This is a genomic window from Marinospirillum sp., assembly GCF_035271045.1.
In the GTDB taxonomy this organism is placed as follows: Bacteria; Pseudomonadota; Gammaproteobacteria; order Pseudomonadales; family Halomonadaceae; genus Marinospirillum.
Window position 1 is genome coordinate 141407 of the sequence record NZ_DATESC010000001.1, and the last position, 21589, is coordinate 162995.

21 protein-coding genes are annotated in these 21589 nt (G+C 43.4%); 8 read left to right on the forward strand and 13 right to left on the reverse strand.

Annotation, left to right across the window (positions count from 1 at the left end):
- Positions 1–16: 16 nt before the first annotated feature.
- From rfbA to VJY63_RS00625, 3 genes are all read right to left on the reverse strand, one after another.
- Positions 17–934: a glucose-1-phosphate thymidylyltransferase RfbA gene (gene rfbA, locus VJY63_RS00615; RefSeq protein ID WP_324047613.1), complete on the reverse strand. Its 918-nt coding sequence runs from the start codon at positions 932–934 to the stop codon at positions 17–19.
- Positions 934–2007 (reverse strand): dTDP-glucose 4,6-dehydratase, encoded by a 1074-nt coding sequence (gene rfbB, locus VJY63_RS00620; RefSeq protein WP_324047615.1) that lies wholly within the window; start codon positions 2005–2007, stop codon positions 934–936. The genes rfbA and rfbB overlap by 1 nt, the downstream gene beginning before the upstream one ends.
- A gap of 89 nt (positions 2008–2096) precedes the next feature.
- The gene (locus VJY63_RS00625; RefSeq protein WP_324047617.1) at positions 2097–3008 is read right to left on the reverse strand and encodes a 1,4-dihydroxy-2-naphthoate polyprenyltransferase; all 912 of its coding nucleotides are present in this window, start codon (positions 3006–3008) and stop codon (positions 2097–2099) included.
- A 139-nt stretch (positions 3009–3147) separates the two neighbouring features.
- Between VJY63_RS00625 and VJY63_RS00630 the strand changes: the two genes are divergently transcribed.
- On the forward strand, positions 3148–3816 hold the full coding sequence (locus VJY63_RS00630; protein WP_324047619.1) for a TetR/AcrR family transcriptional regulator: 669 nt from the start codon (positions 3148–3150) through the stop codon (positions 3814–3816).
- Entirely contained in the window at positions 3816–4295 is a 480-nt protein-coding gene (locus VJY63_RS00635) for a L,D-transpeptidase (protein ID WP_324047621.1), read from the forward strand. The genes VJY63_RS00630 and VJY63_RS00635 overlap by 1 nt, the downstream gene beginning before the upstream one ends.
- 6 nt (positions 4296–4301) lie before the next feature.
- On the opposite strand, the gene VJY63_RS00640 is transcribed toward VJY63_RS00635, so the two are convergent.
- The 10 genes from VJY63_RS00640 to rsxA all read right to left on the reverse strand — a co-directional run bounded on the left by VJY63_RS00640 (position 4302) and on the right by rsxA (position 13933).
- A complete protein-coding gene (locus VJY63_RS00640) occupies positions 4302–6257 on the reverse strand; it encodes a methyl-accepting chemotaxis protein (protein WP_324047623.1) in 1956 nt (651 codons plus the stop codon).
- A 107-nt stretch (positions 6258–6364) separates the two neighbouring features.
- Positions 6365–7363: a branched-chain amino acid aminotransferase gene (locus VJY63_RS00645; protein WP_324047625.1), complete on the reverse strand. Its 999-nt coding sequence runs from the start codon at positions 7361–7363 to the stop codon at positions 6365–6367.
- Positions 7364–7404: 41 nt separating this feature from the next.
- Entirely contained in the window at positions 7405–8100 is a 696-nt protein-coding gene (locus VJY63_RS00650; RefSeq protein WP_324047627.1) for a DUF3334 family protein, read from the reverse strand.
- Between the two features lie 37 nt (positions 8101–8137).
- On the reverse strand, positions 8138–8770 hold the full coding sequence (gene nth / locus VJY63_RS00655; protein WP_324047629.1) for an endonuclease III: 633 nt from the start codon (positions 8768–8770) through the stop codon (positions 8138–8140).
- Positions 8771–8789: 19 nt separating this feature from the next.
- Positions 8790–9527 (reverse strand): electron transport complex subunit E, encoded by a 738-nt coding sequence (locus VJY63_RS00660; RefSeq protein ID WP_324047631.1) that lies wholly within the window; start codon positions 9525–9527, stop codon positions 8790–8792.
- The gene (rsxG, locus tag VJY63_RS00665; protein ID WP_324047633.1) at positions 9502–10137 is read right to left on the reverse strand and encodes an electron transport complex subunit RsxG; all 636 of its coding nucleotides are present in this window, start codon (positions 10135–10137) and stop codon (positions 9502–9504) included. Before rsxG ends, VJY63_RS00660 begins: the two co-directional genes overlap by 26 nt.
- Entirely contained in the window at positions 10134–11135 is a 1002-nt protein-coding gene (locus VJY63_RS00670; RefSeq protein WP_324047635.1) for an RnfABCDGE type electron transport complex subunit D, read from the reverse strand. Before VJY63_RS00670 ends, rsxG begins: the two co-directional genes overlap by 4 nt.
- Positions 11132–12808 (reverse strand): electron transport complex subunit RsxC, encoded by a 1677-nt coding sequence (gene rsxC, locus VJY63_RS00675; protein ID WP_324047637.1) that lies wholly within the window; start codon positions 12806–12808, stop codon positions 11132–11134. Before rsxC ends, VJY63_RS00670 begins: the two co-directional genes overlap by 4 nt.
- A 2-nt stretch (positions 12809–12810) precedes the next feature.
- Positions 12811–13341: an electron transport complex subunit RsxB gene (gene rsxB / locus VJY63_RS00680; protein WP_324047639.1), complete on the reverse strand. Its 531-nt coding sequence runs from the start codon at positions 13339–13341 to the stop codon at positions 12811–12813.
- 10 nt (positions 13342–13351) lie between these two features.
- On the reverse strand, positions 13352–13933 hold the full coding sequence (rsxA, locus tag VJY63_RS00685; protein WP_324047641.1) for an electron transport complex subunit RsxA: 582 nt from the start codon (positions 13931–13933) through the stop codon (positions 13352–13354).
- 243 nt (positions 13934–14176) lie between these two features.
- Between rsxA and VJY63_RS00690 the strand changes: the two genes are divergently transcribed.
- The 6 genes from VJY63_RS00690 to VJY63_RS00715 are packed head-to-tail and all read left to right on the forward strand — an operon-like array spanning position 14177 to position 21586.
- The gene (locus VJY63_RS00690; protein WP_324047643.1) at positions 14177–15910 is read left to right on the forward strand and encodes a methyl-accepting chemotaxis protein; all 1734 of its coding nucleotides are present in this window, start codon (positions 14177–14179) and stop codon (positions 15908–15910) included.
- A gap of 48 nt (positions 15911–15958) precedes the next feature.
- The gene (locus VJY63_RS00695) at positions 15959–16324 is read left to right on the forward strand and encodes a response regulator (RefSeq protein ID WP_324047645.1); all 366 of its coding nucleotides are present in this window, start codon (positions 15959–15961) and stop codon (positions 16322–16324) included.
- A 36-nt stretch (positions 16325–16360) separates the two neighbouring features.
- Complete coding sequence (locus VJY63_RS00700; protein WP_324047647.1) at positions 16361–18475, forward strand: chemotaxis protein CheW; 2115 nt, start codon at positions 16361–16363, stop codon at positions 18473–18475.
- 15 nt (positions 18476–18490) lie between these two features.
- A complete protein-coding gene (locus VJY63_RS00705) occupies positions 18491–18988 on the forward strand; it encodes a chemotaxis protein CheW (RefSeq protein ID WP_324047649.1) in 498 nt (165 codons plus the stop codon).
- A gap of 15 nt (positions 18989–19003) precedes the next feature.
- Positions 19004–20734 (forward strand): methyl-accepting chemotaxis protein, encoded by a 1731-nt coding sequence (locus tag VJY63_RS00710; RefSeq protein ID WP_324047651.1) that lies wholly within the window; start codon positions 19004–19006, stop codon positions 20732–20734.
- Positions 20735–20737: 3 nt separating this feature from the next.
- On the forward strand, positions 20738–21586 hold the full coding sequence (locus VJY63_RS00715) for a CheR family methyltransferase (RefSeq protein WP_324047653.1): 849 nt from the start codon (positions 20738–20740) through the stop codon (positions 21584–21586).
- Positions 21587–21589: the final 3 nt, after the last annotated feature.

Sequence of the window (21589 nt, forward strand, 5' to 3'; positions counted from 1 at the left end):
TATTCTTAACCTTTAATTACTTTTGCTCTTTTGCTAGGCTAAGTAGGTACTGGCCATAACCTGTTTTAGCCAAAAATTCGCCCTGTATTTGCAGTTGTTCGCGGGTTAGCCAGCCGTTGCGATAAGCAATTTCTTCTAAGCAAGCAATTTTAAGCCCTTGACGGTGTTCAACCGTTTGTACAAACATACCTGCATCCAAAAGGCTTTCGTGTGTGCCTGTGTCCAGCCAAGCAAAGCCACGCCCTAATAGTTCGACATTTAAGTCGCCACGGTCTAAATAGGCTTGGTTAACGCTGGTGATTTCTAGTTCGCCACGGTGTGAAGGTTTCACTTGTTTAGCAATGGCTACCACGTCGTTATCGTAAAAATATAAGCCGGTAACAGCATAGTTGGATTTTGGATTGGCTGGTTTCTCTTCAATGCTTAATGCATTACCTTGGGCATCAAACTCAACCACACCAAAGCGTTCTGGGTCACTAACAAGGTAGCCGAACACTGTTGCACCCGTTGCGCGGCTAACGGCCGATTTCAGTTGTTTACCAAAGCTTTGGCCATAAAAAATATTGTCGCCTAGCACTAAGCAAACATTGCTATCACCAATAAATTCTTTACCGATGATAAAGGCTTGGGCTAAGCCATCTGGCGAGGGTTGTTCGGCATAGCTAAGCTCAATACCATAATCTGAGCCATCACCGAGTAATTTTTGAAAATTAGGCAAGTCTTCAGGCGTAGATATAATTAAAATTTCACGAATACCCGCCAACATTAATACCGATAAGGGGTAAAAAATCATTGGCTTGTCGTAAATAGGCAATAACTGTTTAGAAACACCTTTAGTGATGGGGTATAAACGTGTGCCGCTACCACCGGCAAGTACAATGCCTTTAGTGTTATTAGGGTTTTTGCTGGTATCTGTATTGATATGAGGATTCATTAGTATGCGACTCCTAAGCGTTCGCGCTGATAGCTGCCATCTTGTACGCGCTGGCACCATTGTTGGTTGTCTAAATACCACTGGACTGTTTTACCCAGACCGGATTCAAACGTTTCTTGTGGCTTCCAGCCAAGTTCTTGCTCAATTTTGCTGGCATCTATAGCGTAACGGCGGTCGTGGCCAGGACGATCAGCAACGTAGGTTATTTGTTCGGCATAGCTGGTTTTGGTGGGCACTCGTTTATCTAAAATATTGCAGATGGTTTGTACGACTTCTAAGTTTTGCTTTTCGTTATGGCCGCCAATGTTGTAGGTTTCACCAACTTTGCCTTGAGTTGCTACTAGGTAAAGTGCGCGAGCATGGTCTTCAACATATAACCAGTCACGAATCTGGTCGCCTTTACCATAAATAGGCAGCGGTTTGCCTTCCAGCGCATTTAAAATCACTAATGGGATTAATTTTTCTGGAAAATGATAAGGGCCGTAGTTATTAGAACAGTTAGTAATTAGCGTTGGAAAGCCATAGGTGCGTAACCAAGCCCTAACTAAATGGTCGGAGCTAGCTTTGCTAGCCGAATAAGGGCTGCTGGGCTGGTAAGCGGTGGTTTCTGTAAACAGGTGTTCAGTGGCATTGGCTTGGTCGCTAGGGTGGGGTAAGTCGCCATACACTTCATCGGTAGAAATGTGATGAAAGCGAAACGCTGATTTGCGCTCAACATCAAGTGCATTCCAATAAGTCCGTGCGGCTTCTAAGAGGGTATAAGTACCCACTATATTAGTTTGAATGAACTCAGCAGGGCCATCAATTGAGCGGTCGACGTGACTTTCAGCAGCTAGGTGCATTATTGCATCGGGCTGATACTGCTTAAATACGCGATCTAACTCTGTACGATTACAGATATCAACCTGTTCAAAAGCATAACGTGGGTCTTCACCGACGGCTAACAGGTTTTCTAAATTACCTGCGTAAGTGAGTTTATCGAGGTTAATAACGCTATCTTGGGTATTAGTAATAATATGACGGATAACGGCAGAACCGATAAAACCCGCACCACCGGTAACAAGAATTTTCATGAGGTCACTTTAAAGGTAAATTAAATGTAAAAAATAAGTTGTTTGAAAAGGCTAATTAGGTACAAAACGGTGCATAGAATAACATTTCTTTAAATATTTTGTGCTATGACTACACCAACAAACAGTAGGTTGGTAATAAGCGAGCATTTCACAATTACGGGTAACATGGGTGCAATTTGTGCGGGTTGTGAGGTTTGCCAAACCGCACGGCCATGTTGAATAACGACGATCAAGCTAAGTAAAAAAGGCAAGCTGATCCACAAGGGTTTATCTTGACTGAGTAGGTAACTGGTAAATGCAACAATAGCGCCTGCTAGCAATATAAAATGGTATTTTTTAGCTTTTTCTTGCCCTAAACGCACGGCTACCGTGTGCTTTCCACACTCAGCATCGTTTTCTATATCGCGCATATTATTAACATTTAATACAGCAACGGCCATTAAACCACAGCCAATACTGGGTAAGATTAGGCTGAAATCTAAAGTGCCAGTTTGTAAAAAGCTACTACCTAATACGCCCAACAAGCCAAAAAAGATAAAAACAGATAAATCACCTAAACCAACATAACCATAAGGGCGGTTGCCCACGGTGTAAGCAATGGCAGCGGTGATTGCAAATAGACCCAGCAGCATAAAAACGAGCATATTTTCTAGCGAATCTAAGGCGTAGAAAATAAGTGCTAGACCGGCTAGCAAAGTAAGTATGATGTTAATAATAATGGCATTACGCATGGCGGCTAGATTAACCGCACCAGATTGTAGCGCTCGCATTGGTCCTAAACGCTTAGCGTTGTCAGTACCTTTAACGGCATCGCCATAGTCGTTAGCAAGGTTAGACAGTATTTGTAAAAAGGTGGCGGTCAGCAGCGCTAAAAGCGCGATAGACCAAGAAAAATAGCCACTTGAAAAAGCCAATGCGCTGCCCGTTAAAATAGAAACTAGGGCAAGAGGGAGTGTTTTTGGGCGGCTAGCACTAAGCCAAATAGCCAAAGATTTTTTCATACTAAGTCCTTTAAATAGAGGGCGTATTATACACTAGCTTAGATTTGTTTTACCCATCTCTAATCCTTGACTAAGGCGATTGACCTTGAGTGCTAGTCTACGGATAATGTTTGAAACATCCGTTTAACTTGGAGCTAGCATGGCACAGTCTGATACCGTTGTTCGTATTCTTGATACCGCTGAAGCACTTTTTGCTGAAAAAGGGTTTGCTGAAACATCACTGCGTACCATTACCAGTCGCGCTAAGGTGAATTTAGCCGCTGTCAATTACCATTTTGGTTCTAAAAAAGCACTGATTCAGGCGGTTTTTGCACGCTATTTAGACCCTTTTTGTGAAGCCTTTAATACAGAACTGGCCGTGTTAGAAAATAAACAGCAAACCATACCTTTAGAAGAACTCTTGGCAGTGATGGCGCGTACTACGCTAAATGTGCCTGCCACTAAGGGCAGTTTGTCGGTATTTATGCGTTTGTTGGGTTTAGCTTATACCCAAGCGCAAGGGCATATGCGGCGTTATTTGCAAGAAAATTATGGGCAAACTTTTTTACGTTTTACGCATTTACTAAAATTAAGCTCTGCTGATTTACCTGATGCTGAACGCTTTTGGCGGTTGCACTTTATATTAGGTGCGGTAGTTTTTACCATGTCTTCCTTAGATGCGCTGCGTGACATTGCTTTGAATGATTACGATGAAAAAACCCGCATTGCTGATTTAGTAGCACGTTTACTGCCCGTAGTTACCGCTGCTATGCAAGCGCCGGTGCCGGTTCAACCTGAAAAAATTAAATCGTTGGTGGTCAGTTGCTAATGAATTGGTTATTAGTGGATGTGGTTAAACAGCAGCTATTTCTTATGTCGCCTACTCAGCAAGTGTTGCAAGCTTGGCCAATTGCGACGGGTTTGGCAGGTGTTGGTGAGTATGAAGGCAGCGGTTGTACGCCACGTGGTTGGCACAGAGTTCGTGCCGCGATAGGTGGCGATGAAAATGCACGCGCTGTGTTTAGAGGCCGTCGCCCAACGGGTGAAATTTGGTCACCTGAATTAAGTGCAAAGTTTCCTGAGCGTGATTGGATCTTAGGTCGAATTTTGTGGTTGTGTGGTGAGGAATTGGGTTTTAATCGCGGTGGTAAGGTGGACACCCAAAGGCGGTATATTTATTTGCACGGTGTACCAGATACCAAGCCAATGGGTGTACCTGCTTCACACGGTTGCATCAACTTACAGCCAGCGGCGATGCTGGCTGTGTTTGATCGAGTGCCGGTGGGTACTAAGGTTTTTATTGTTTAACCCTTGTTAACATTTGAATAAATTAACATGGTGACGCATTCTGTCTATTTGCTGATTCAGTTCGTGGGTAGCAGAAGTCGCTTGGTCGGCCATAACATTTACTTTTAAACCCTGTTGAGCTAAACCTTGCAGCTTGTGGTGTACATCTTCAACTGCGGTTAACTGTGCTTGTGTGCTTTGGGCAATCGTTGAATTCATGTCAAAGATGAGGGTTAGGCGTTCAGCCATCACACCCAGTTCTTGCTGGGTTTCTTGTAAGCTGTGTAAGCCTTGTTGACTGCTTTTGGAGCTAACTTTCATCTGTTCTGAAACTTGACCGCTAGCGGTGCGTAAATTGTCGATCATGCTTTGGATCTCTGCTGTCGAGCTTTGAGTACGTTGGGCTAGTTGACGCACCTCATCGGCAACCACTGCAAAACCACGACCATGTTCACCGGCTCTGGCTGCTTCTATGGCAGCGTTAAGCGCAAGCAAATTAGTTTGTTCAGAAATACCACGAATGACATCCAATACGTGCAAAATATCATCACTGTGTTTAAGCAAGCCGTCCATCCGTGAACGCGCGGTAGTCATTTGTTCTTCTAACTTGGCAATGGCTTGATAACTCGCGTCTAAACGGTTTTCTGCTTCAACCAAAACGGTACGCCCTTGGTCAGAATGTTGCCCTGCTTCCATCGCTTTATCAGAAATTTGTGACACGCTTTGAGTAATGTTTTGCATGACGTGCTCGATGTCTTCGACTGAGCATTGCTGTTGATGGAATGATTCAGTGGCTAGTTGTGCGCCACCTTCAAGCTGTGCTGCCAGTTGATCGGCTTGTTGTGTGGCCTGTAAAACCTCACGTAACGTATTGCTAATGCGTTCTAAAAACTGATTAAGTTGTGCTGCTAAATCACCAATTTCAGCTTGATCTTTAGTCACAAATTGGGTGGTTAGGTCTAGCGTGCTAGCTGTACTGCGAATTTGGCGGCGTAAATCAGCTAAAGGTGCAATCATTATGCGAGTCATAGGGTAAAGTGTTGCAAGCCCTATCAATACCAAAAGACCACCTAAGCCTAGAGCTACCCACTGATTTTGGCGAATTTGGGCTTGTGTTTCTGTCACAGGTACTTCAGCAATTAAAAAGCGTTGTAGGCTAGGAATCCATAGCGAACCCACAAACTGCTCTTGGCCATTCCAGTTACCACGTAAAATAAGGGTTTTACCACTGGTATTATTCAGTAGTGCTTGAGCGTGTTCGTATTGGTTGATATTAAGCTTGCCAACTTGCTTTGGGTCAGGGTGAATGTCAGTGATACCGCTGGGCAGCACTAGCATAACGTGACCTTGTTCACCAATGCGGTATTGGCTAATGGTATTGGCCATTGTCGTCATATCCATTGCACCACCAGCAACAATAAGGGGCTGGTCTTGATTGTTTTTTACTTTACTGCTGTAGTTAATAAAAATACGCAGTTCGCTGCCACCAAAATCATTGGTATCTAAATTCAGTTCGTAAGGTGAGTGTTTTTTTAAGTAATTAAAAAACCAGCGATCATCGCTATTACTGCTGCTTATTTGTCGCCAATGCAGTTGGTTGTTTTCGTAATGATGGTAACGAATATCTTGATTATTATTACTGACCATAAACACGGCTGAGGCACCAATTGAAGCTTGGACTTGTGCCATTAATGCAGCAATTTGGTCAAGTTCATTAAGGGGTGAACCACGTTTAACCCAGTCTTGCATAGTCGGATTTTGAGCCAGTGCTTCTGAACCGGCTAATGCGGTGTTAAGTTCGGCTTGAATGCCGTTAACCACAGAGTGCAGTGCGGTAGGTAATTCATGCTTTTGCAGGCGTTCGAGTTGATCTTTTTCAGCGAGATAAGATTGTAGGAAGGTAATTAATATGAGCGCAATTAAGAAAATAATGGCTGACCCACTGAAAAGGCGAGTTGGCAGTGAGAGGCGGTTCCAGAGCATATTAACTTTGTCCTTTAAAAAGTAGTTACCCCACCAATAAGCAGGCTAACTACCATTTTAGAACATATAAGGTATTAGTTAAATAACATAAACATGGATTTGGTCAATTAAATACGCTCTAGCCAGCCATGTTTATCTTCTGCTTTACCCCATTGAATTGCATTTAATGCACTGCGTAGTTTTAGCACCGTTTTACCAATGCCGCCATTGCCTACCGGGTAATCTTTGCCGTTATGAATCAGTGTGCCAACGGGTGTTAGAACAGCGGCTGTACCTGACAAAGCCGCTTCACAACCTGGTTTAGCAGCACGTTCTAGTAGCTCTGTTACAGTCAGTTCACGCTCTGAAACGGTCATGCCCAAGTCTTTGGCTAGAGTTAGAATGGAATCACGCGTAACGCCGTGTAAAAAGCTGGTATCTAGGGCTTTAGTAATAATTTCATTGCCATCTATCAGCAAGAAGTTAGCTGCACCGGTTTCTTGTACATCACCATTAGGGCAAAAAAGCACTTGGTCGGCTTTCACTTCTTGTTTGGCTTTTAAAATAGGTTGTAAAGCACTGGCGTAGTTACCGCCACTTTTAATCATGCCCATGTGTGGAGCGCAACGCATTCCGTTTTCTTCTAATAATAAACGCAACGCTTGGTCGCCACCGGCAAAATAGTCACCCACTGGACTAACCAGTACATAAAAACAGGATGTCGTCGAAGGTGCTGCTGCTTTACCCACCGCTGCTTCAGTACCGATATGTGTTGGGCGTATGTACAAAGAACCTGGTGGTGCGGGTACTTCATCAGCAAAACGCGCTACGGTTTGCTTAATCATGGCCGCTGCTGTGGCTAAATCTAATTCTGGCAGGGCAAGTAAACGGCTGCTTTGTGCTAGGCGTGCTAAGTTTTTATCCATACGAAAAATATTGATAGAACCATCTTCATGACGAAAAGCTTTTAGGCCTTCAAAACAGGTGCTTGAATAGTGAAGTACATGAGCGCCCGGGTGAAGTGTAAGGCGATCACTTTGCACCATCTCTACTTGACTCCAGTTTTTACCATCGAACCAAGTAATTGCCATTTCTGGCATAAAAACTGTACCGAATGCACTGGCCATGCTGTGTGTTCCTCAAATTTGGGGGGATAGGTGTTTGCTTATTATATGCCTAGATCATTCATTAGGTCATCGTGTTGATTGCTTGATGGCGCATTTTGGCTAGGTGTATTTTCGTAGCGTGAATTTTCTGCCAAAATATCATCAGGATTTTCCAGTTCGCTTTCATCAAAGTCGTGCAATTTAATGAATTCAGTTTTATCCATCGACAATTCTAAATAAAAAATATTGTTATCATTGGTATTGAAAGTAACACGGCGTGATTGAGGCTGATCGAGTGTGGTATTGACTGAAATTTGCACTTGCTTATTAATTGCCATCATTTTTGGCTGACTTTGGGTGATAGACGTTTTTAGTTGTTGACGAATTTTATTCGTAAAGTCGCCCACGATTTGGTTCATTACTTCACCCATGACATTACCGACTTCGTCGGCAGTGTGAAACTGTGCCAGTTCGTTTTCTGGCATTCCCATGCTCAATAGGTAATTGCGGTAAAGCTCCATAGCGGATTCGGCAGTAAAGTTGATAATGACCAGACCAGAAAAACCACCATCAAACAGCACAAAGCAACCAATATCGGGGCGCAAGCACGTTTTATTGATTTTTTGTACCATTGGTGAGTATTCAACGCCACCATTACCTGCGTTACCCAATACTTGAGTCACTGAATGGCAAAGAATAATTAAAACTTCTTCGGTGGTAATGGTACGAGAGCGTTTGGCAGTAGCAAGTTGGGTCACGGTAAACCTCTATTGTTTAAGTGGATATTGGGGTATCTTACTCAGTTTTTTGTTTGAATTCACACAAGTCTTCGATTATACAGCTAAGGCATCGCGGTTTGCGTGCAATGCAAGTGTAACGTCCGTGTAAAATAAGCCAATGGTGAATGTCTTGTTTGAACTCAGCGGGAACGTGACGTAAAAGCTTTTGTTCAACTTCGTCCACGTTTTTGCCCGTTGCAATGCCTGTGCGGTTGCTGACGCGAAAAATATGCGTATCCACAGCAATCGTCGGTTGCCCAAAAGCGGTATTTAACACTACATTGGCGGTTTTGCGTCCTACACTTGGCAGCGCTTCCAGTGCTTGGCGGGTTTGCGGTACTTGACTGTTGTGTTGTTCGACTAAAATATGGCAAGTTTTTAAAAGGTTGGTGGCTTTGGTATTGAACAGACCAATGGTTTTTATATAACTTTTTAAGCCTTCTAACCCTAAATCTATCATCGCTTGCGGCGTGTTAGCTACTTTATATAATTGGTCGGTTGCCTTATTAACACTAACATCGGTCGCCTGTGCTGAAAGCAGTACCGCTGCTAGCAGTTCAAAGTTAGTGCTCCAGTTTAGCTCGGTCGTAGGATTGGGATTGGCTGCTTTTAGGCGACTAAAAATTTGATAACGTTTGTCTTTATTCATAGCGAGTGGTTCTGCTTTATTAGCTGGTAATACGCACGCGGCGGCTATTTTTTTCGGCGTTGTTTGTAGGCGCTTGGTCGCTGGCAATGATTTGCGGTTGAGCGCCTTCTTTTAGGTAATTATCAATTAAATTTTTACCGGCAATAATCAACCCCATGCCAAAAAAAGCCCCGGGTGGCAGCATTAAAATAAGTACTTGAAAATCAGTAAAAAAAGTAATTTGCCAGTTAGCTGCAATAGGACCAAACAGTAAATCCATACCACTAAACAGCGTACCTTGACCAAGCAGTTCACGCAGCGCCCCCAGCAGTAGCAATACCAGCGTAAAGCCTAGCCCCATCATAAACGCATCAACCAAAGCGGGTAGCGGCGGATGTTTAGCAGCAAAGGCATCGGCACGGCCTAAAATGGCGCAGTTGGTGACGATGAGCGGAATAAAAATGCCTAAAATCTGATACAGCTCATAGGTGAAAGCTTGCATCAGTAGCTCAGCACAGGTAACAAAAGAAGCAATAATCATCACAAAAGCCGGTAAACGTACGCTGCTAGGAATATGGTTACGAATCAAGGATACCGAAAAGCTAGACCCCAGCAGCACTAGCAAAGTGACTAAACCTAATCCTAGTGCATTGACGACAGTACCTGTAACCGCCAGCAGCGGACAAAGCCCCAACAGTTGCACCAAAGCAGGATTATTATGCCACAAGCCATCCAGTGTAATGTTGCGGTAATTAATTGAGGTTGTTGAATTGTTCATTAGTCGTCTTTTGCCAAATCAAGCTGCGTTTAATCACATTAATAACGGCTCTGGGCGTAATGGTTGCGCCGGTAAATTGGTCGAAGTCGCCGCCGTCTTTTTTAACCGCCCAGCCGCGTTTGTCAGGATTGCTTAAACTGCGGTTAATAAACTGTTGCAGCCAGTCAGATTTACGCGCTTCAATGCGGTCGCCTAAACCAGGGGTTTCACGGTGGCTTACTATTCTAACTCCTTTAATTTCACCTTGCAGGCTTAGGGCGATTAATAAGTTAATAGCACCGCTGTAACCGTCTTTTGTTGTTAAGGGCAAAATAATTAGTGCCGGTTGGCCGTTTTTGGTAGCTAGATGCGCTGTAAACGGTTGTAGATGCCCCAGTTGTGGCGCAGCTGCGAGTTGCAGCGGCTGGTTTAAATCTAGGTCGTATTCATTTTTAGGTGCAAGTTGATACAGCAGTTTAGCTTCAGCCTGGGCTAAATTTTTGCTAATGCGTTCGGCGGTTATTAGGCGTGTAAAACTCACGACTCCAGCAGTAATCACCGCAAAAATAACCAGCCCTACCACGCTTTGTTTAATGCTAGCTTTATAGCTAGGCGTATTGTTAGGCGTCATTTTTTATGTCCATACACTCTGGGGCGAGTAACGTAGTCTAAGGCTGGCGCGGCAAAGTTCATCAGCAGCACCGCAAAAGCGATGCCGTCGGGGTAACTGCCCCAAGTGCGAATACTAATAACCAATAAACCAGCGCCTATCGCAAAGTAAATGCGCCCTTTAATGCTGGTCGCACCGCTAGCTGGGTCAGTTAGAATAAAAAATGCGGCAAAAACCGCCGAACCTGCTGCGAAATGTAACCAAGGCGCGGCATAGTGGCTGGTGTCGATGCCCCATAAAAAGGTACTAAAAACCAGCATTGTAGCGAAAAAAGCCAAAGGCAGTTGCCAGTTAATTAAACGTTTTACCACTAGGTAACTGCCGCCTAACAACCAAGCCAGCGCAAGGTGGCTAGCAGTTTGCAGCACAGCAGGGTTAAGGGTCGCTGGGTTAATTACACGGGTCGATTGCCAGAATTCTTGTGCCATAAGCGTACCTTTATTGCGCCAAGCATCTAAAGCCGTTGCGCCGGTGATGGTATCAGCGCCTTGCAAGCTATTAAACCAGCTTAAATCGTCAGCGTTAAAAGGCATTGGCCATAAAGTCATCGGTAGTGGGAAGCTAATCAGTAAAAAAGCATAAGCAGTCATGGCAGGGTTAAAAGGGTTTTGCCCCAAACCACCAAATAAATGCTTACCGATGAGTAAAGCAAATAACGCACCACTAACTGGAATCCACCAAGGGGCGCTGGCAGGCAAACACACGGCTAATAATAAACCTGTTAATAATGCTGAATAATCATGCAAAGCTGCAAAGCTGCGTTTTCTTAATTTAAGCACTAAAGCTTCTGCAACCAGTGCTGTGCTACACGCCAGTAAAATGTTGAACAGCACGCCTAAACCAAAAAAATAGCTAAGTGTTAACACCCCAGGAATACACGCCAGCATAACCTGTTGCATAACCCAACGCGTGCTGCTGTTGCCATGTGCGTGAGAGGCATTGAATTGCATTGAGGTCATTGACTGATTGCCTGTACGTTTTCTGTTGTAATTGCTGCAATGGCTTCTGCTGCTAATCGAGCTTCAGCTTTGGTCAATTGTTCTCTGGCTTTATCAATTTTTACTAATTGCTCGTAAATTTGTTCAGGGGTGGCATCAATATTTACTTCTAAATTACTCAAGGTTTTTTCAGCTTTTTTAACTGAAACACTTGCTGCAGCGATGGCGGTTTTTAGTTGTTTAAGCTTGGTGTTATCTGCGCCTGTGGTTATTGGCGCTTTTCTGACCGCTGCTAGCCGTGCCGTGGCTTCTGCTCTGGCTTGACGTTTGGCTTCTTTTTCTAAGGCTTCTTTTGCTAAACGGGCATTACGCGCTTCAAAGCGTTGTTTAGCGTGCTCGGCTTGTTTCGTTGTCGCTTGTATTTGGCGCAGTTCGGCTTTGGCATGGCGATAATACTGCACCAGCGGAATGGCGCTAGGGCAAACCCACGCGCAAGCACCGCATTCAATGCAGTCAAATAACTGTTGGTAAGCGGCTTGTTGGTAAGCTTGGTGTGCTGAATAAAAATACAGTTGCTGAGGCAATAATTGGGCTGGGCAAACGGTTTCACATTGCCCGCAGCGAATGCAAGGCTGTTCTGCAGCAGGTAACGGTAGTTCTGTTGCTGTGGGTATTAACAAGCAGTTAGTGGTTTTATTAATGGCGTAATCGTTTGAATCTAAAGTGAAGCCCATCATTGGGCCACCAACAATAACACGGCTAGCCTGTCCAGCATTAACGCCTGCTTCGTTTAATAATTGGCTAAGAGGTGTGCCGATTCTTACCCAGTAATTGGCCGGCTTACCAACGGCTAGACCAGTTACGGTAACTAGGCGCTTAATTAATGGTTGCCCTAAAACGATGGCTGAATAAAGGGCGTAAAGTGTGCCAACGTTATGACACAAAATGCCAATAGTTAAAGGTAATTCACCGCTGGGTACTTCGTCGCCAGTTAGCAGTTGAATCAGCTGTTTTTCACCGCCAGAAGGGTAGCGGGTGGGCACAATGCAAATGCTTAGTTGGTCTTGTAAAGGGTGTTCTTTAAGGGCAATTTCTAAGGCTTGAATGGCTTCGGGTTTGTTGTCTTCGATGCCTAGTAAAATTTGTTCAGGTTTAAGTAACTGCTGCAAAATAGCGATGCCTTCCAAAATTTCATGGGCATGGGTTTGCAGCAGTAAATCATCGGCGGTGATGTAAGGTTCGCATTCAGCAGCGTTAATAATTAAGGTGCTGACCTTGTTGTAAGCAGCCTGAATTTTAACGGCGCTAGGAAAGCCAGCGCCGCCTAAGCCCACTAAACCTGCTTGTTGAATAATCGCTAACAACTGTTCATCGCTGGCTTTGCGCCAGTTAGCTAATTTTAGGTGGTTAAAAGGCGTGTCTTGTCCGTCGCTGTTGATAATAATTGACGGCATAAGCGCCACCACTTCGCCACTAATACTGGTATGCAGTTGTGTAAAAGTGCTGCTGGCAATTAATTGCCCAGTTTTTACCTTGTCACCGATAGCAACGATTGCCTCTAAGTCTGCTGTTAGCGGTAAAACCACTTGCTTAGGCAGGTCAGCGGTTTGTATGGGTGATTTGGAAGACAGGTGTTTATGTTCAGGGGGTTGAATACCACCGTGAAAACGGCGCGTAATTTGAATGCGCGTCATGGCTAAGTTTGCTCTCGATTAATGTTGGTGATATTCAAGGTTACAGGTAGCATATCAATGCAATCCACGGGGCAGGGTTCGACGCATAAATCACAGCCAGTACACTCATCAACAATCACAGTGTGCATTAGTTTAGCCGCGCCCAAAATAGCATCGACTGGGCAAGCTTGAATGCATTTGGTGCAACCGATGCACTCGTCTTCTCTTATATAGGCAACACGCTTAACACTGCTGCTGGTGTCTTCGGCATCCAATGGCAGCGGTTCACGGCCTAATAAATCGGCTAAAGCCTGAATGGTACTTTCGCCACCGGGTGGGCAGCGGTTAATGGCTTCGCCTTTCGCTATGGCGGCAGCATAGGGTTTACAGCCAGGGTGTCCGCATTGCCCGCACTGGGTTTGGGGCAGCAGCGCATCAATTTGTTCTACTAAAGGATCGCCTTCAACGTGAAAGCGCACTTGGGCATAGCCTAGCAGTAAGCCGATAACTAATGCCAAGAGGCTTAGTGCAAAAATAGCGGTGATTAAACTCATAAGCTAAAACTCACAACTGCACCATGCCAGTAAAACCCATAAAAGCCAGCGACATTAAGCCAGCAGTAATCATGGCAACGGCAGCACCTTGGAAGGGTTTAGGAATGTCGGCAAAAACTAAGCGTTCACGCATGGCAGCAAAACAAACCAGCACTAAAGCAAAACCCAGCCCCGCACCCAGCCCATAAAGAATGGCTTGTACAAAAGTTTGCTCTTGCTTAATGGATAACAGTGCTACACCCAATACCGCGCAGTTAGTGGTAATCAGCGGCAAAAAAATACCCAACACTTGGTACAGCAGAGGCGAAGTTTTATGCACGACCATTTCGGTAAACTGCACCACGGCTGCAATCATAATAATAAAGCTGATGGTGCGAAGGTATTCTAATTCTAGCGGGGCTAATAGACCGTAATACACTAGATGACTAAGCCCTGAAGAAAGCGTTAGTACAAAAGTGGTTGCCAGTGACATTCCTAATGCAGAATCAAGTTTGTTGGAAACGCCCATAAAGGGGCAAAGCCCAAGAAACTGCACTAGCACAAAGTTATTTACCAGTAGGCTACTGATTAAAATGAGTAAGTATTCGGTCATTTATTCCGCTTTAAATGGCTAAATGGACGAGATTATAACTTGATTGCTACTACCAAGAGTAGGTGTCAGACTGCCGCAGAGCAGTTAGGATGGATTTTACTGGTCATACGCTAGTATTTAAAGCGCATTTTCAATGCAGTATCTTGATAAAAAAGGCATAATTTCAAAATTAGGCTGATTGGACTAAAAATGCTAAGAATTTTACAGGCAAGTAAACACCTTTAATTTGAGGTTATTAGGGTCATGTTATTAAGAAAGCTAAAGATAAATCACCGTATTCGGATCATTAACCTGCTGGCGGTATTGGGAATGCTGGCTATTTTGGTATTAGCGCTTAATCGTCAATACCAAGACATGGAGAATGAAAAGCTACAACAAGTTTCTAACATGATAGATTCTGCAGGCAGTATTATTGCTGGCTATCAAAAATTAGTGCGTGAAGGGCAGCTAAGTGAGGCGGTTGCTAAGCAAGAAGCACTCAAGCGTATCTCAGACATTCTTTATGGACCTGATAAAGATTATGTTTTTGTATTTGACCGTGAAGGCACAACGTTGGCGCACCCAACGGTTGAGTTACGCGGTAAAAATTTAATAAACCTTCAAGATGTGAATGGTGTGCAGTTGGTGCGTGAAATGATTCAAGGCTCGCTGCAAAATGGTTCTGTTGTGGTGCGTTATCATTGGCCGCGAGTAGGTAACGATCAACAGATACCCAAAATTTCTTATGCACGTTTAAATGCTGACTGGCAATGGATTTTAGCAACAGGCATTTACGTTGATGACTTAAATGCCATGTTTATGGAAAGCTTAATCGCTTTGGGTAGCATTGCTTTGGTTCTTTTGGCATTTATGTTAACCATAGGTGTCATGATTGGTCGTTCTATTATTAGTCCCATTAAAGAAACGGCTAATGCGTTGCGTGAAATTAGTAGTGGTGATGGTGATTTAACGGTGCGTTTAGATGCCCAAGGTAACGATGAAATTACGGCACTAACTTCACACTTCAACGTGTTTGTTAGCAAAATCGAATCCTTAGTCTCTGATATTAAATTATCGGTTGGGGCTATTAATATTGCTGCACAAGAAATTGCAGCGGGTAATTCAGATTTGTCGCAGCGTACCGAAGAGCAAGCTGCAAGCCTAGAAGAAACGGCTTCAAGCTTAGAGGAATTGACGTCTACTGTGCGTCAAAATGCAGATAATGCACATCAAGCAAATCAATTGTCACAAGAAGCCAGTAGTATTGCTGCTGAAGGTGGAGAACGCGCCCAGCAAGTTGTTTTAACTATGGGAAGAATCAGTGCTAGCTCGAATAAAATTGCAGAGATTACCAATTTAATTGACAGCATTGCTTTTCAGACCAATATTTTAGCTTTAAATGCGGCTGTAGAAGCGGCGCGTGCGGGTGAACAGGGTCGAGGCTTTGCCGTTGTTGCTGGTGAAGTGCGTACTTTAGCGCAGCGTTCAGCCGCAGCCGCCAAAGAAATTAACGAACTGATTACTGAATCAGTCGAAACGGTTGGTTTGGGCAGTAAATTAGTGCATCAAACGGGTGAAACCATTGAAAAGATTGTTGTTTCTGTACGCCGTGTAACAGACTTGATGGGTGAGATTTCTGCCGCTTCTGACGAGCAAAGTCAAGGCATTGAGCAGGTAAATCAAGCTGTTATTCAAATGGATGATGTGACTCAGCAAAATGCTGCGCTCGTTGAAGAAGCGGCTGCGGCTGCTGAATCATTAGAAGAGCAGTCTGAAGCATTGAGTGATGCCGTTTCTTTATTTAAGGTGAGTGGGCAAAGTCAAGTTTCATCTAAATCGGTGCCACATATAGCTGCTGTTCCCACGAATACACGTAAAACAGCACCTGTTAATCGTGGTTCTGCTAAAAAAATGGCGACCAAGCCTACACCCACCCGTCGTTTAACGCCGCCTATTCCTAAGCGTGCGGATGATGATGATGAATGGGAAGCATTTTAATTTTTTATAAATAATTTTGTTATAAATAAGTTTGGAGATTAAGGTTTTATGGCTAAAACAATTCTGGCTGTTGATGATTCGGCTTCTATTCGTCAAATGGTATCTTTCACGTTGAAAGGTGCAGGTTATACGGTGGTCGAAGCCAATGATGGTGTTCAAGGTTTACAAAAAGCTAAGACGGGTCGTTTTGATTTGGTATTAACCGATCAAAATATGCCTAATATGGATGGTTTAACACTCATTAAAAGTTTGCGTGCTTTACCTGCGTACAGTCGTACACCGATTTTAGTATTAACCACTGAAGCAGGTGATGCTATGAAGCAACAAGGCCGTGCAGCAGGTGCTACAGGTTGGCTGGTTAAGCCTTTTGATCCTCAAAAACTGATTGATGTTGTTAAAAAAGTTATTGGTTAATTTGCTACTTATCAGTTTAAAGAAGAGGTCCGATTTATGAGTGTTGATCTCAGCCAGTTTCACCAAGTTTTTATTGATGAAGCCTATGAACACCTGTCGACAATGGAAAGTCTGTTATTGGCAGTAGACTTGGCTAACCCCAGTTTAGATGATTTAAATGCCATTTTTCGGGCCGCTCACTCTATTAAAGGGGGTGCAGGGACATTTGGTTTTACTGACATTGCTCAATTAACCCATGCGTTAGAAACTTTATTGGATTTATTGCGTAAAGAAGAGTTGTCACCCACCTACGCCATGATTGATGCTTTTTTACGCTGTTGCGATGTGCTTGGTAATATGTTGGATGTGCATCAGCATGGTGGTGAAGTTGATCCTACCTTGATTGCTGATTTGCGTACCGAACTTTTGCAGTTAGCTGAAACGGATGATGCTGTTAATGTGAGCACTTTCAGTAGTGGCAACAATGACTTAACTGCTAATCAGCTTGGTTGGGTTATTCATTTACACCCTAGGGACGATGTTTTTGCTAAGGGTGCTTCTTGGGAAGCCATTAATACTGACCTTAAAGCCTTGGGTACATTGGAGGTGCTGCAACCTGCTACGGATGGACAGGCATCTTGGCGTTTAATGAGTGATGTTGAACTGCCAGAATTGCAAGAAATTTTTGCTTATGTGTGTGCTGTTGATGAAGTGACCTTTACAGCTGAAAATGCGCTTGAAAGCGACGAGGGTTTTGGTTTTTTTGTCGATGAATCTGAATTAGCAGCAGGTAGGGATGAAATTGAAGGCTTTGGCTTTTTTGTCGATGAGTCTGAATTAGCTGCAGGTAAAGAAGATAAAGAGAGCACTGACGGTTTTGGCTTTTTTGTGGATGAACAAAGCCTACCCATTGTTGCTGAAGTTGAAGTGAAAAGCATCAATAAGCCCATTGCTACAGCTCCCACCGCTAAAGCGGTCAGACCAGCAACTGCTGCGGAAGCATCGATTCGTGTAGGTGTCGAGAAAGTTGACCAGTTAATTAACTTGGTGGGTGAATTGGTGATTACCCGTTCAATGCTGGCGCAATCCTTATCGACTTTAGATCCGATGGAGCACGAAGAAATCTACTCGGGCCTAAGCAGCTTAGAGCGTAATTCCCGTGATTTACAAGAAGCGGTTATGTCAATTCGCATGATGCCGATTAACTTTGTCTTCGGGCGTTTTCCGCGTGTGGTACGGGATTTGTCAGCCGCAATGAACAAGAAAGTTGCTTTGAAATTATTGGGTGAAGACACTGAGCTGGATAAAGGCTTAATTGAGAAGCTAGCAGACCCTCTAACGCATTTAGTCAGAAATTCCATCGATCATGGTATTGAAACACCTGAAGAACGCTTGGCGGCAGGTAAGTCAGAACAGGGCACCATTACGTTAAGTGCTGGGCATCAAGGTGGCAGTATTTTGGTTGAAGTGGTTGACGATGGGGCTGGTTTAAACCGTGAAAGGCTAATCGCAGGGGCTTTGAAAAAAGGTATTTTATTGAGTGAAAACCCGTCTGATAAAGAAGTTTGGCAGCTAATTTTTGCTGCTGGTTTTTCTACTGCAGCTAAGGTTACTGATGTTTCTGGCCGTGGTGTGGGTATGGATGTGGTGATGCGTAATATTACTGAAATGAAGGGTCAGATAGATGTGGATTCTGAATCAGGTAAAGGTACACGCATTAGTTTGCGCCTACCATTAACCTTAGCCATTCTTGATGGTATGTCGCTACGGGTGGGAGACGAAGTTTTTATTTTACCTTTGACGCGCATTATTGAATCAATGCAGCCAGATCCAGCACAGCTTAAAACCTTGTCAGGTAAAGGCCGTGTTGTACACATTCGTGGCGAATATTTACCATTATTACCGCTATACAAGATTTTTAACCTTGAGCCACGCTTTAAAAAACCTGAAGAAGGTATTTTAGTAGTGGTAGAAAGTGCTGAAGGTAAGTTGGCCTTATTTGTTGACGAGCTTATTTCTCAAAATCAAGTGGTCATTAAAAGCCTAGAAACCCATTATCGGCGTGTGGAAGGTGTGTCGGGCGCAACCATTATGGGCGATGGTCGTGTGGCGTTAATTATTGACATAGAACAGCTAGCTAAAATGACGCAATTGAGTGCAGCCAACAGTTGATCTGGAGAAAAAATTATGAGTGAGTTAGTGGCAGAGAATGCTCAAGTTCTAAGTGGTAATCAAGAATTTTTGACTTTTACTTTGGGTGATGAAGAATACGCCATTGATATTTTAAAAGTACAAGAAATTCGTGGTTATGATGGTGTAACGCGTATTGCTAATACTCCTGATTACATTAAAGGGGTTATTAATATGCGCGGTGTGATTGTGCCAGTGGTTGATATGCGCTTAAAGCTTCATGTGGGTGAAGCCGTTTACGATCAGTTTACGGTTATGATTATCTTAAATTTAGGTGAGCGTGTTGTGGGTATGGTGGTTGATGGTGTTTCTGATGTTGTTGCTTTAAATGAAGAACAGATACGTCCAGCACCTGAGTTTGGTGCGGCTATGGATACCCAATATATTCAGGGATTGGTGAGCATTGAAAAGCGTATGGCAATTGTTGTTGATATTGAAAAACTGATGTCGAGTAGTGAAATGGGGCTGATGGATAGTGTTGCTGAAGCACTTTAATAAGAGGTTGCAACTATGCTAAAACGCTTAAAAGTTAAATCTAAACTTTTTATAGTTATTAGCTTTATGGCTCTACTGTTGCTCATCATCGGTATGATGGGTTTGGGTGGCATGAAAGACTCCAACACTGCTTTAGGTGATGTTTACCACGACCGTTTAAGACCAACTTTACAGCTAGCCAAAATTCAATATTTGATGCAACAAAATATTATTCAGCTAAACCTAGCCACAATGCACGACACTCGTTTAGATGAACATATTTTACATGATCATCCAATAAAAATGCATACCGACATTATTAGAGAGAATATTAAACAAATCACCCAGCTATGGGCTGAGTTTATGGCTAGCAGCTTAACTGATAGAGAAGCATTACTAGCAGCTGACTATACAAAATTAAGGACAGATTTTGTACAACAAGGCTTGCTGGCAACAATAAAATTGCTTGAGTCGGGTTATTTTGAGCTAGCCAATGTGCACATGATTGAAAAAACCAACCCACTGTTTCTTAGCAGTGTAGCGGTTGCAGAACAACTTCTGGAATTACAAAGGCAGATTTCTTCCGATCTTTTTGAAAGCCAGCAAGAATCTTATGCATCTACACGTTTGCTAGCAGTCATTATGATAGTGGCTGGTATTATAATTGCCGCTTTTTCAGGCTGGTTGCTGATTAGCGTTATTGTTAACCCCTTAAATAGAGCAGTGGGCTACTTTAATGAAATTTCTAAAGGGAATTTAAATAACACCATTGTTATTGAGCACCAAGATGAAATTGGTGAAGTGCTAACGGCTTTACAGGCAATGCAAGACCATCTGCGTGGTTTAGTGACCGATATTAAAGCTTCGGTTGATTCCATTAATACCGCTTCGCAAGAAATAGCTTCGGGTAATATTGACTTATCACAGCGTACAGAAGAACAAGCCTCTAGCCTAGAAGAAACAGCAGCTAGCCTAGAAGAATTAACGTCAACGGTTAAGCAAAATGCTGATAATGCACGTCAAGCTAATCAGTTGGCACAAAATGCTAGCAGCACAGCCGTTGAAGGTGGTGAAAAATCACGCCAAGTGGTTGAGACTATGGAAGCCATTAGTGACAGTTCTAATAAGATTGCTAATATTATTAAGCTGATTGATGACATAGCTTTTCAAACCAATATTTTAGCTTTGAATGCAGCTGTAGAAGCAGCTAGAGCCGGTGACCAAGGTCGAGGTTTTGCTGTAGTTGCTGAAGAAGTGCGCTCTTTGGCACAGCGTTCAGCTGCTGCGGCTAAAGAAATTAGCGGCTTAATTACCAGTTCTGCAGTTACTGTTAGTAAAGGCGCTGAGCTAGTAAAAGAAACAGGCCTTACTATTGAAGCCATTGTTGATTCAGTACAAAAAGTAACCGATATTATTGGTGAAATATCAGCCGCTTCAGATGAACAAAGTCAAGGCATTGAGCAAGTTAATCAAGCTGTTACTCAAATGGATGATGTTACTCAGCAAAATGCGGCTTTGGTTGAAGAAGCTGCGGCTGCCGCTGAGTCTTTGCAAGAACAAGCACAGTCTTTAAGTAGTTCAGTCGCTATTTTTCAGGTTGATACTGGAAATAAAAAACCGGCTCAAGTAAGAGCTGCAGCTAAGGCGCTAGTTAAACCTATTGCCAAGCGTGCTACCAAGCCTTTAATTAAACCTACTAAAAAGTTAACGGCTAAGCCTTTGTCTAAGGCTAAACAGTCGAATAATGATGAGTGGGAGGAGTTTTAATCTGTGAGCGACAAAGCGCGCGAATTTGAATTTATGGATAAAGATTTTCAGAAGATTCGTAATCTGGCGCATGCCCGTGCAGGAATCTTTTTAAGTCCAAAAAAGCGAGATATGGTTTATAGCCGCATTGCGCGGCGTTTGCGTACGTTAGGGTTGTCAACTTTTGAGCAGTATTTAGAGCATTTAGAAGAGCACGAAGATGAAGCTCAAGATTTTATTAATGCGCTAACAACCAATCTGACGTCATTCTTTCGTGAAGCGCATCACTTTGATTTATTATCAGAGCAAATGTTGCGGTTGGCGGATAGTCGCCGAGGGCCGATTAAAATTTGGTCGAGCGCCTGCTCTACGGGTGAAGAAGCGTATTCTTTGGCGATTACCGCGATCGAAACGTTTGGTACCTGGACACCACCAGTCCGGATTTTGGCAACGGATGTTGATACTAATGTATTAAGTCAGGCAAAGCGTGGTGTTTATGCATCTGAGCGAGTAAGTAAGTTAGATGAAGAGCGTGTGAAAAACTTTTTTGTTAAAGGTAAAGGTAGCCATGTCGGTATGGTGAAAGTTCGTTCTCAGCTAAAAGACTTAATTCATTTTAATTCATTGAATCTTTTAGCCCCCAGTTGGCCTGTTAAAGGGCCTTTTGATGCGATTTTCTGCCGTAATGTCATGATCTATTTTGATAAGCCCACACAATACAAAGTGTTATCACGCTTTAATCCTATGTTGCTAGACGACGGATTGTTATATGCAGGGCATTCAGAAAGCTTTCAGCACGCTGCTGATTTATTTCGATTAAAAGGTAAAACAGTGTTTGCTCCAGTGAGTAAAAAATCCACTGATAAGGTTTAATTT

What these genes read in the sequence shown, in the direction of transcription:
- VJY63_RS00670 (WP_324047635.1), bottom strand. Translation starts at nt 11,135, where the DNA reads ATGACCTCAATGCAATTCAATGCCTCTCACGCACATGGCAACAGCAGC.
- VJY63_RS00630 (WP_324047619.1), top strand. Translation starts at nt 3,148, where the DNA reads ATGGCACAGTCTGATACCGTTGTTCGTATTCTTGATACCGCTGAAGCA.
- VJY63_RS00625 (WP_324047617.1), bottom strand. Translation starts at nt 3,008, where the DNA reads ATGAAAAAATCTTTGGCTATTTGGCTTAGTGCTAGCCGCCCAAAAACA.
- nth (WP_324047629.1), bottom strand. Translation starts at nt 8,770, where the DNA reads ATGAATAAAGACAAACGTTATCAAATTTTTAGTCGCCTAAAAGCAGCC.
- rsxA (WP_324047641.1), bottom strand. Translation starts at nt 13,933, where the DNA reads ATGACCGAATACTTACTCATTTTAATCAGTAGCCTACTGGTAAATAAC.
- VJY63_RS00700 (WP_324047647.1), top strand. Translation starts at nt 16,361, where the DNA reads ATGAGTGTTGATCTCAGCCAGTTTCACCAAGTTTTTATTGATGAAGCC.
- rsxB (WP_324047639.1), bottom strand. Translation starts at nt 13,341, where the DNA reads ATGAGTTTAATCACCGCTATTTTTGCACTAAGCCTCTTGGCATTAGTT.
- VJY63_RS00635 (WP_324047621.1), top strand. Translation starts at nt 3,816, where the DNA reads ATGAATTGGTTATTAGTGGATGTGGTTAAACAGCAGCTATTTCTTATG.
- rsxG (WP_324047633.1), bottom strand. Translation starts at nt 10,137, where the DNA reads ATGACGCCTAACAATACGCCTAGCTATAAAGCTAGCATTAAACAAAGC.
- VJY63_RS00645 (WP_324047625.1), bottom strand. Translation starts at nt 7,363, where the DNA reads ATGGCCAGTGCATTCGGTACAGTTTTTATGCCAGAAATGGCAATTACT.
- VJY63_RS00705 (WP_324047649.1), top strand. Translation starts at nt 18,491, where the DNA reads ATGAGTGAGTTAGTGGCAGAGAATGCTCAAGTTCTAAGTGGTAATCAA.
- VJY63_RS00690 (WP_324047643.1), top strand. Translation starts at nt 14,177, where the DNA reads ATGTTATTAAGAAAGCTAAAGATAAATCACCGTATTCGGATCATTAAC.
- rfbB (WP_324047615.1), bottom strand. Translation starts at nt 2,007, where the DNA reads ATGAAAATTCTTGTTACCGGTGGTGCGGGTTTTATCGGTTCTGCCGTT.
- VJY63_RS00695 (WP_324047645.1), top strand. Translation starts at nt 15,959, where the DNA reads ATGGCTAAAACAATTCTGGCTGTTGATGATTCGGCTTCTATTCGTCAA.
- VJY63_RS00710 (WP_324047651.1), top strand. Translation starts at nt 19,004, where the DNA reads ATGCTAAAACGCTTAAAAGTTAAATCTAAACTTTTTATAGTTATTAGC.
- rsxC (WP_324047637.1), bottom strand. Translation starts at nt 12,808, where the DNA reads ATGACGCGCATTCAAATTACGCGCCGTTTTCACGGTGGTATTCAACCC.
- VJY63_RS00640 (WP_324047623.1), bottom strand. Translation starts at nt 6,257, where the DNA reads ATGCTCTGGAACCGCCTCTCACTGCCAACTCGCCTTTTCAGTGGGTCA.
- rfbA (WP_324047613.1), bottom strand. Translation starts at nt 934, where the DNA reads ATGAATCCTCATATCAATACAGATACCAGCAAAAACCCTAATAACACT.
- VJY63_RS00660 (WP_324047631.1), bottom strand. Translation starts at nt 9,527, where the DNA reads ATGAACAATTCAACAACCTCAATTAATTACCGCAACATTACACTGGAT.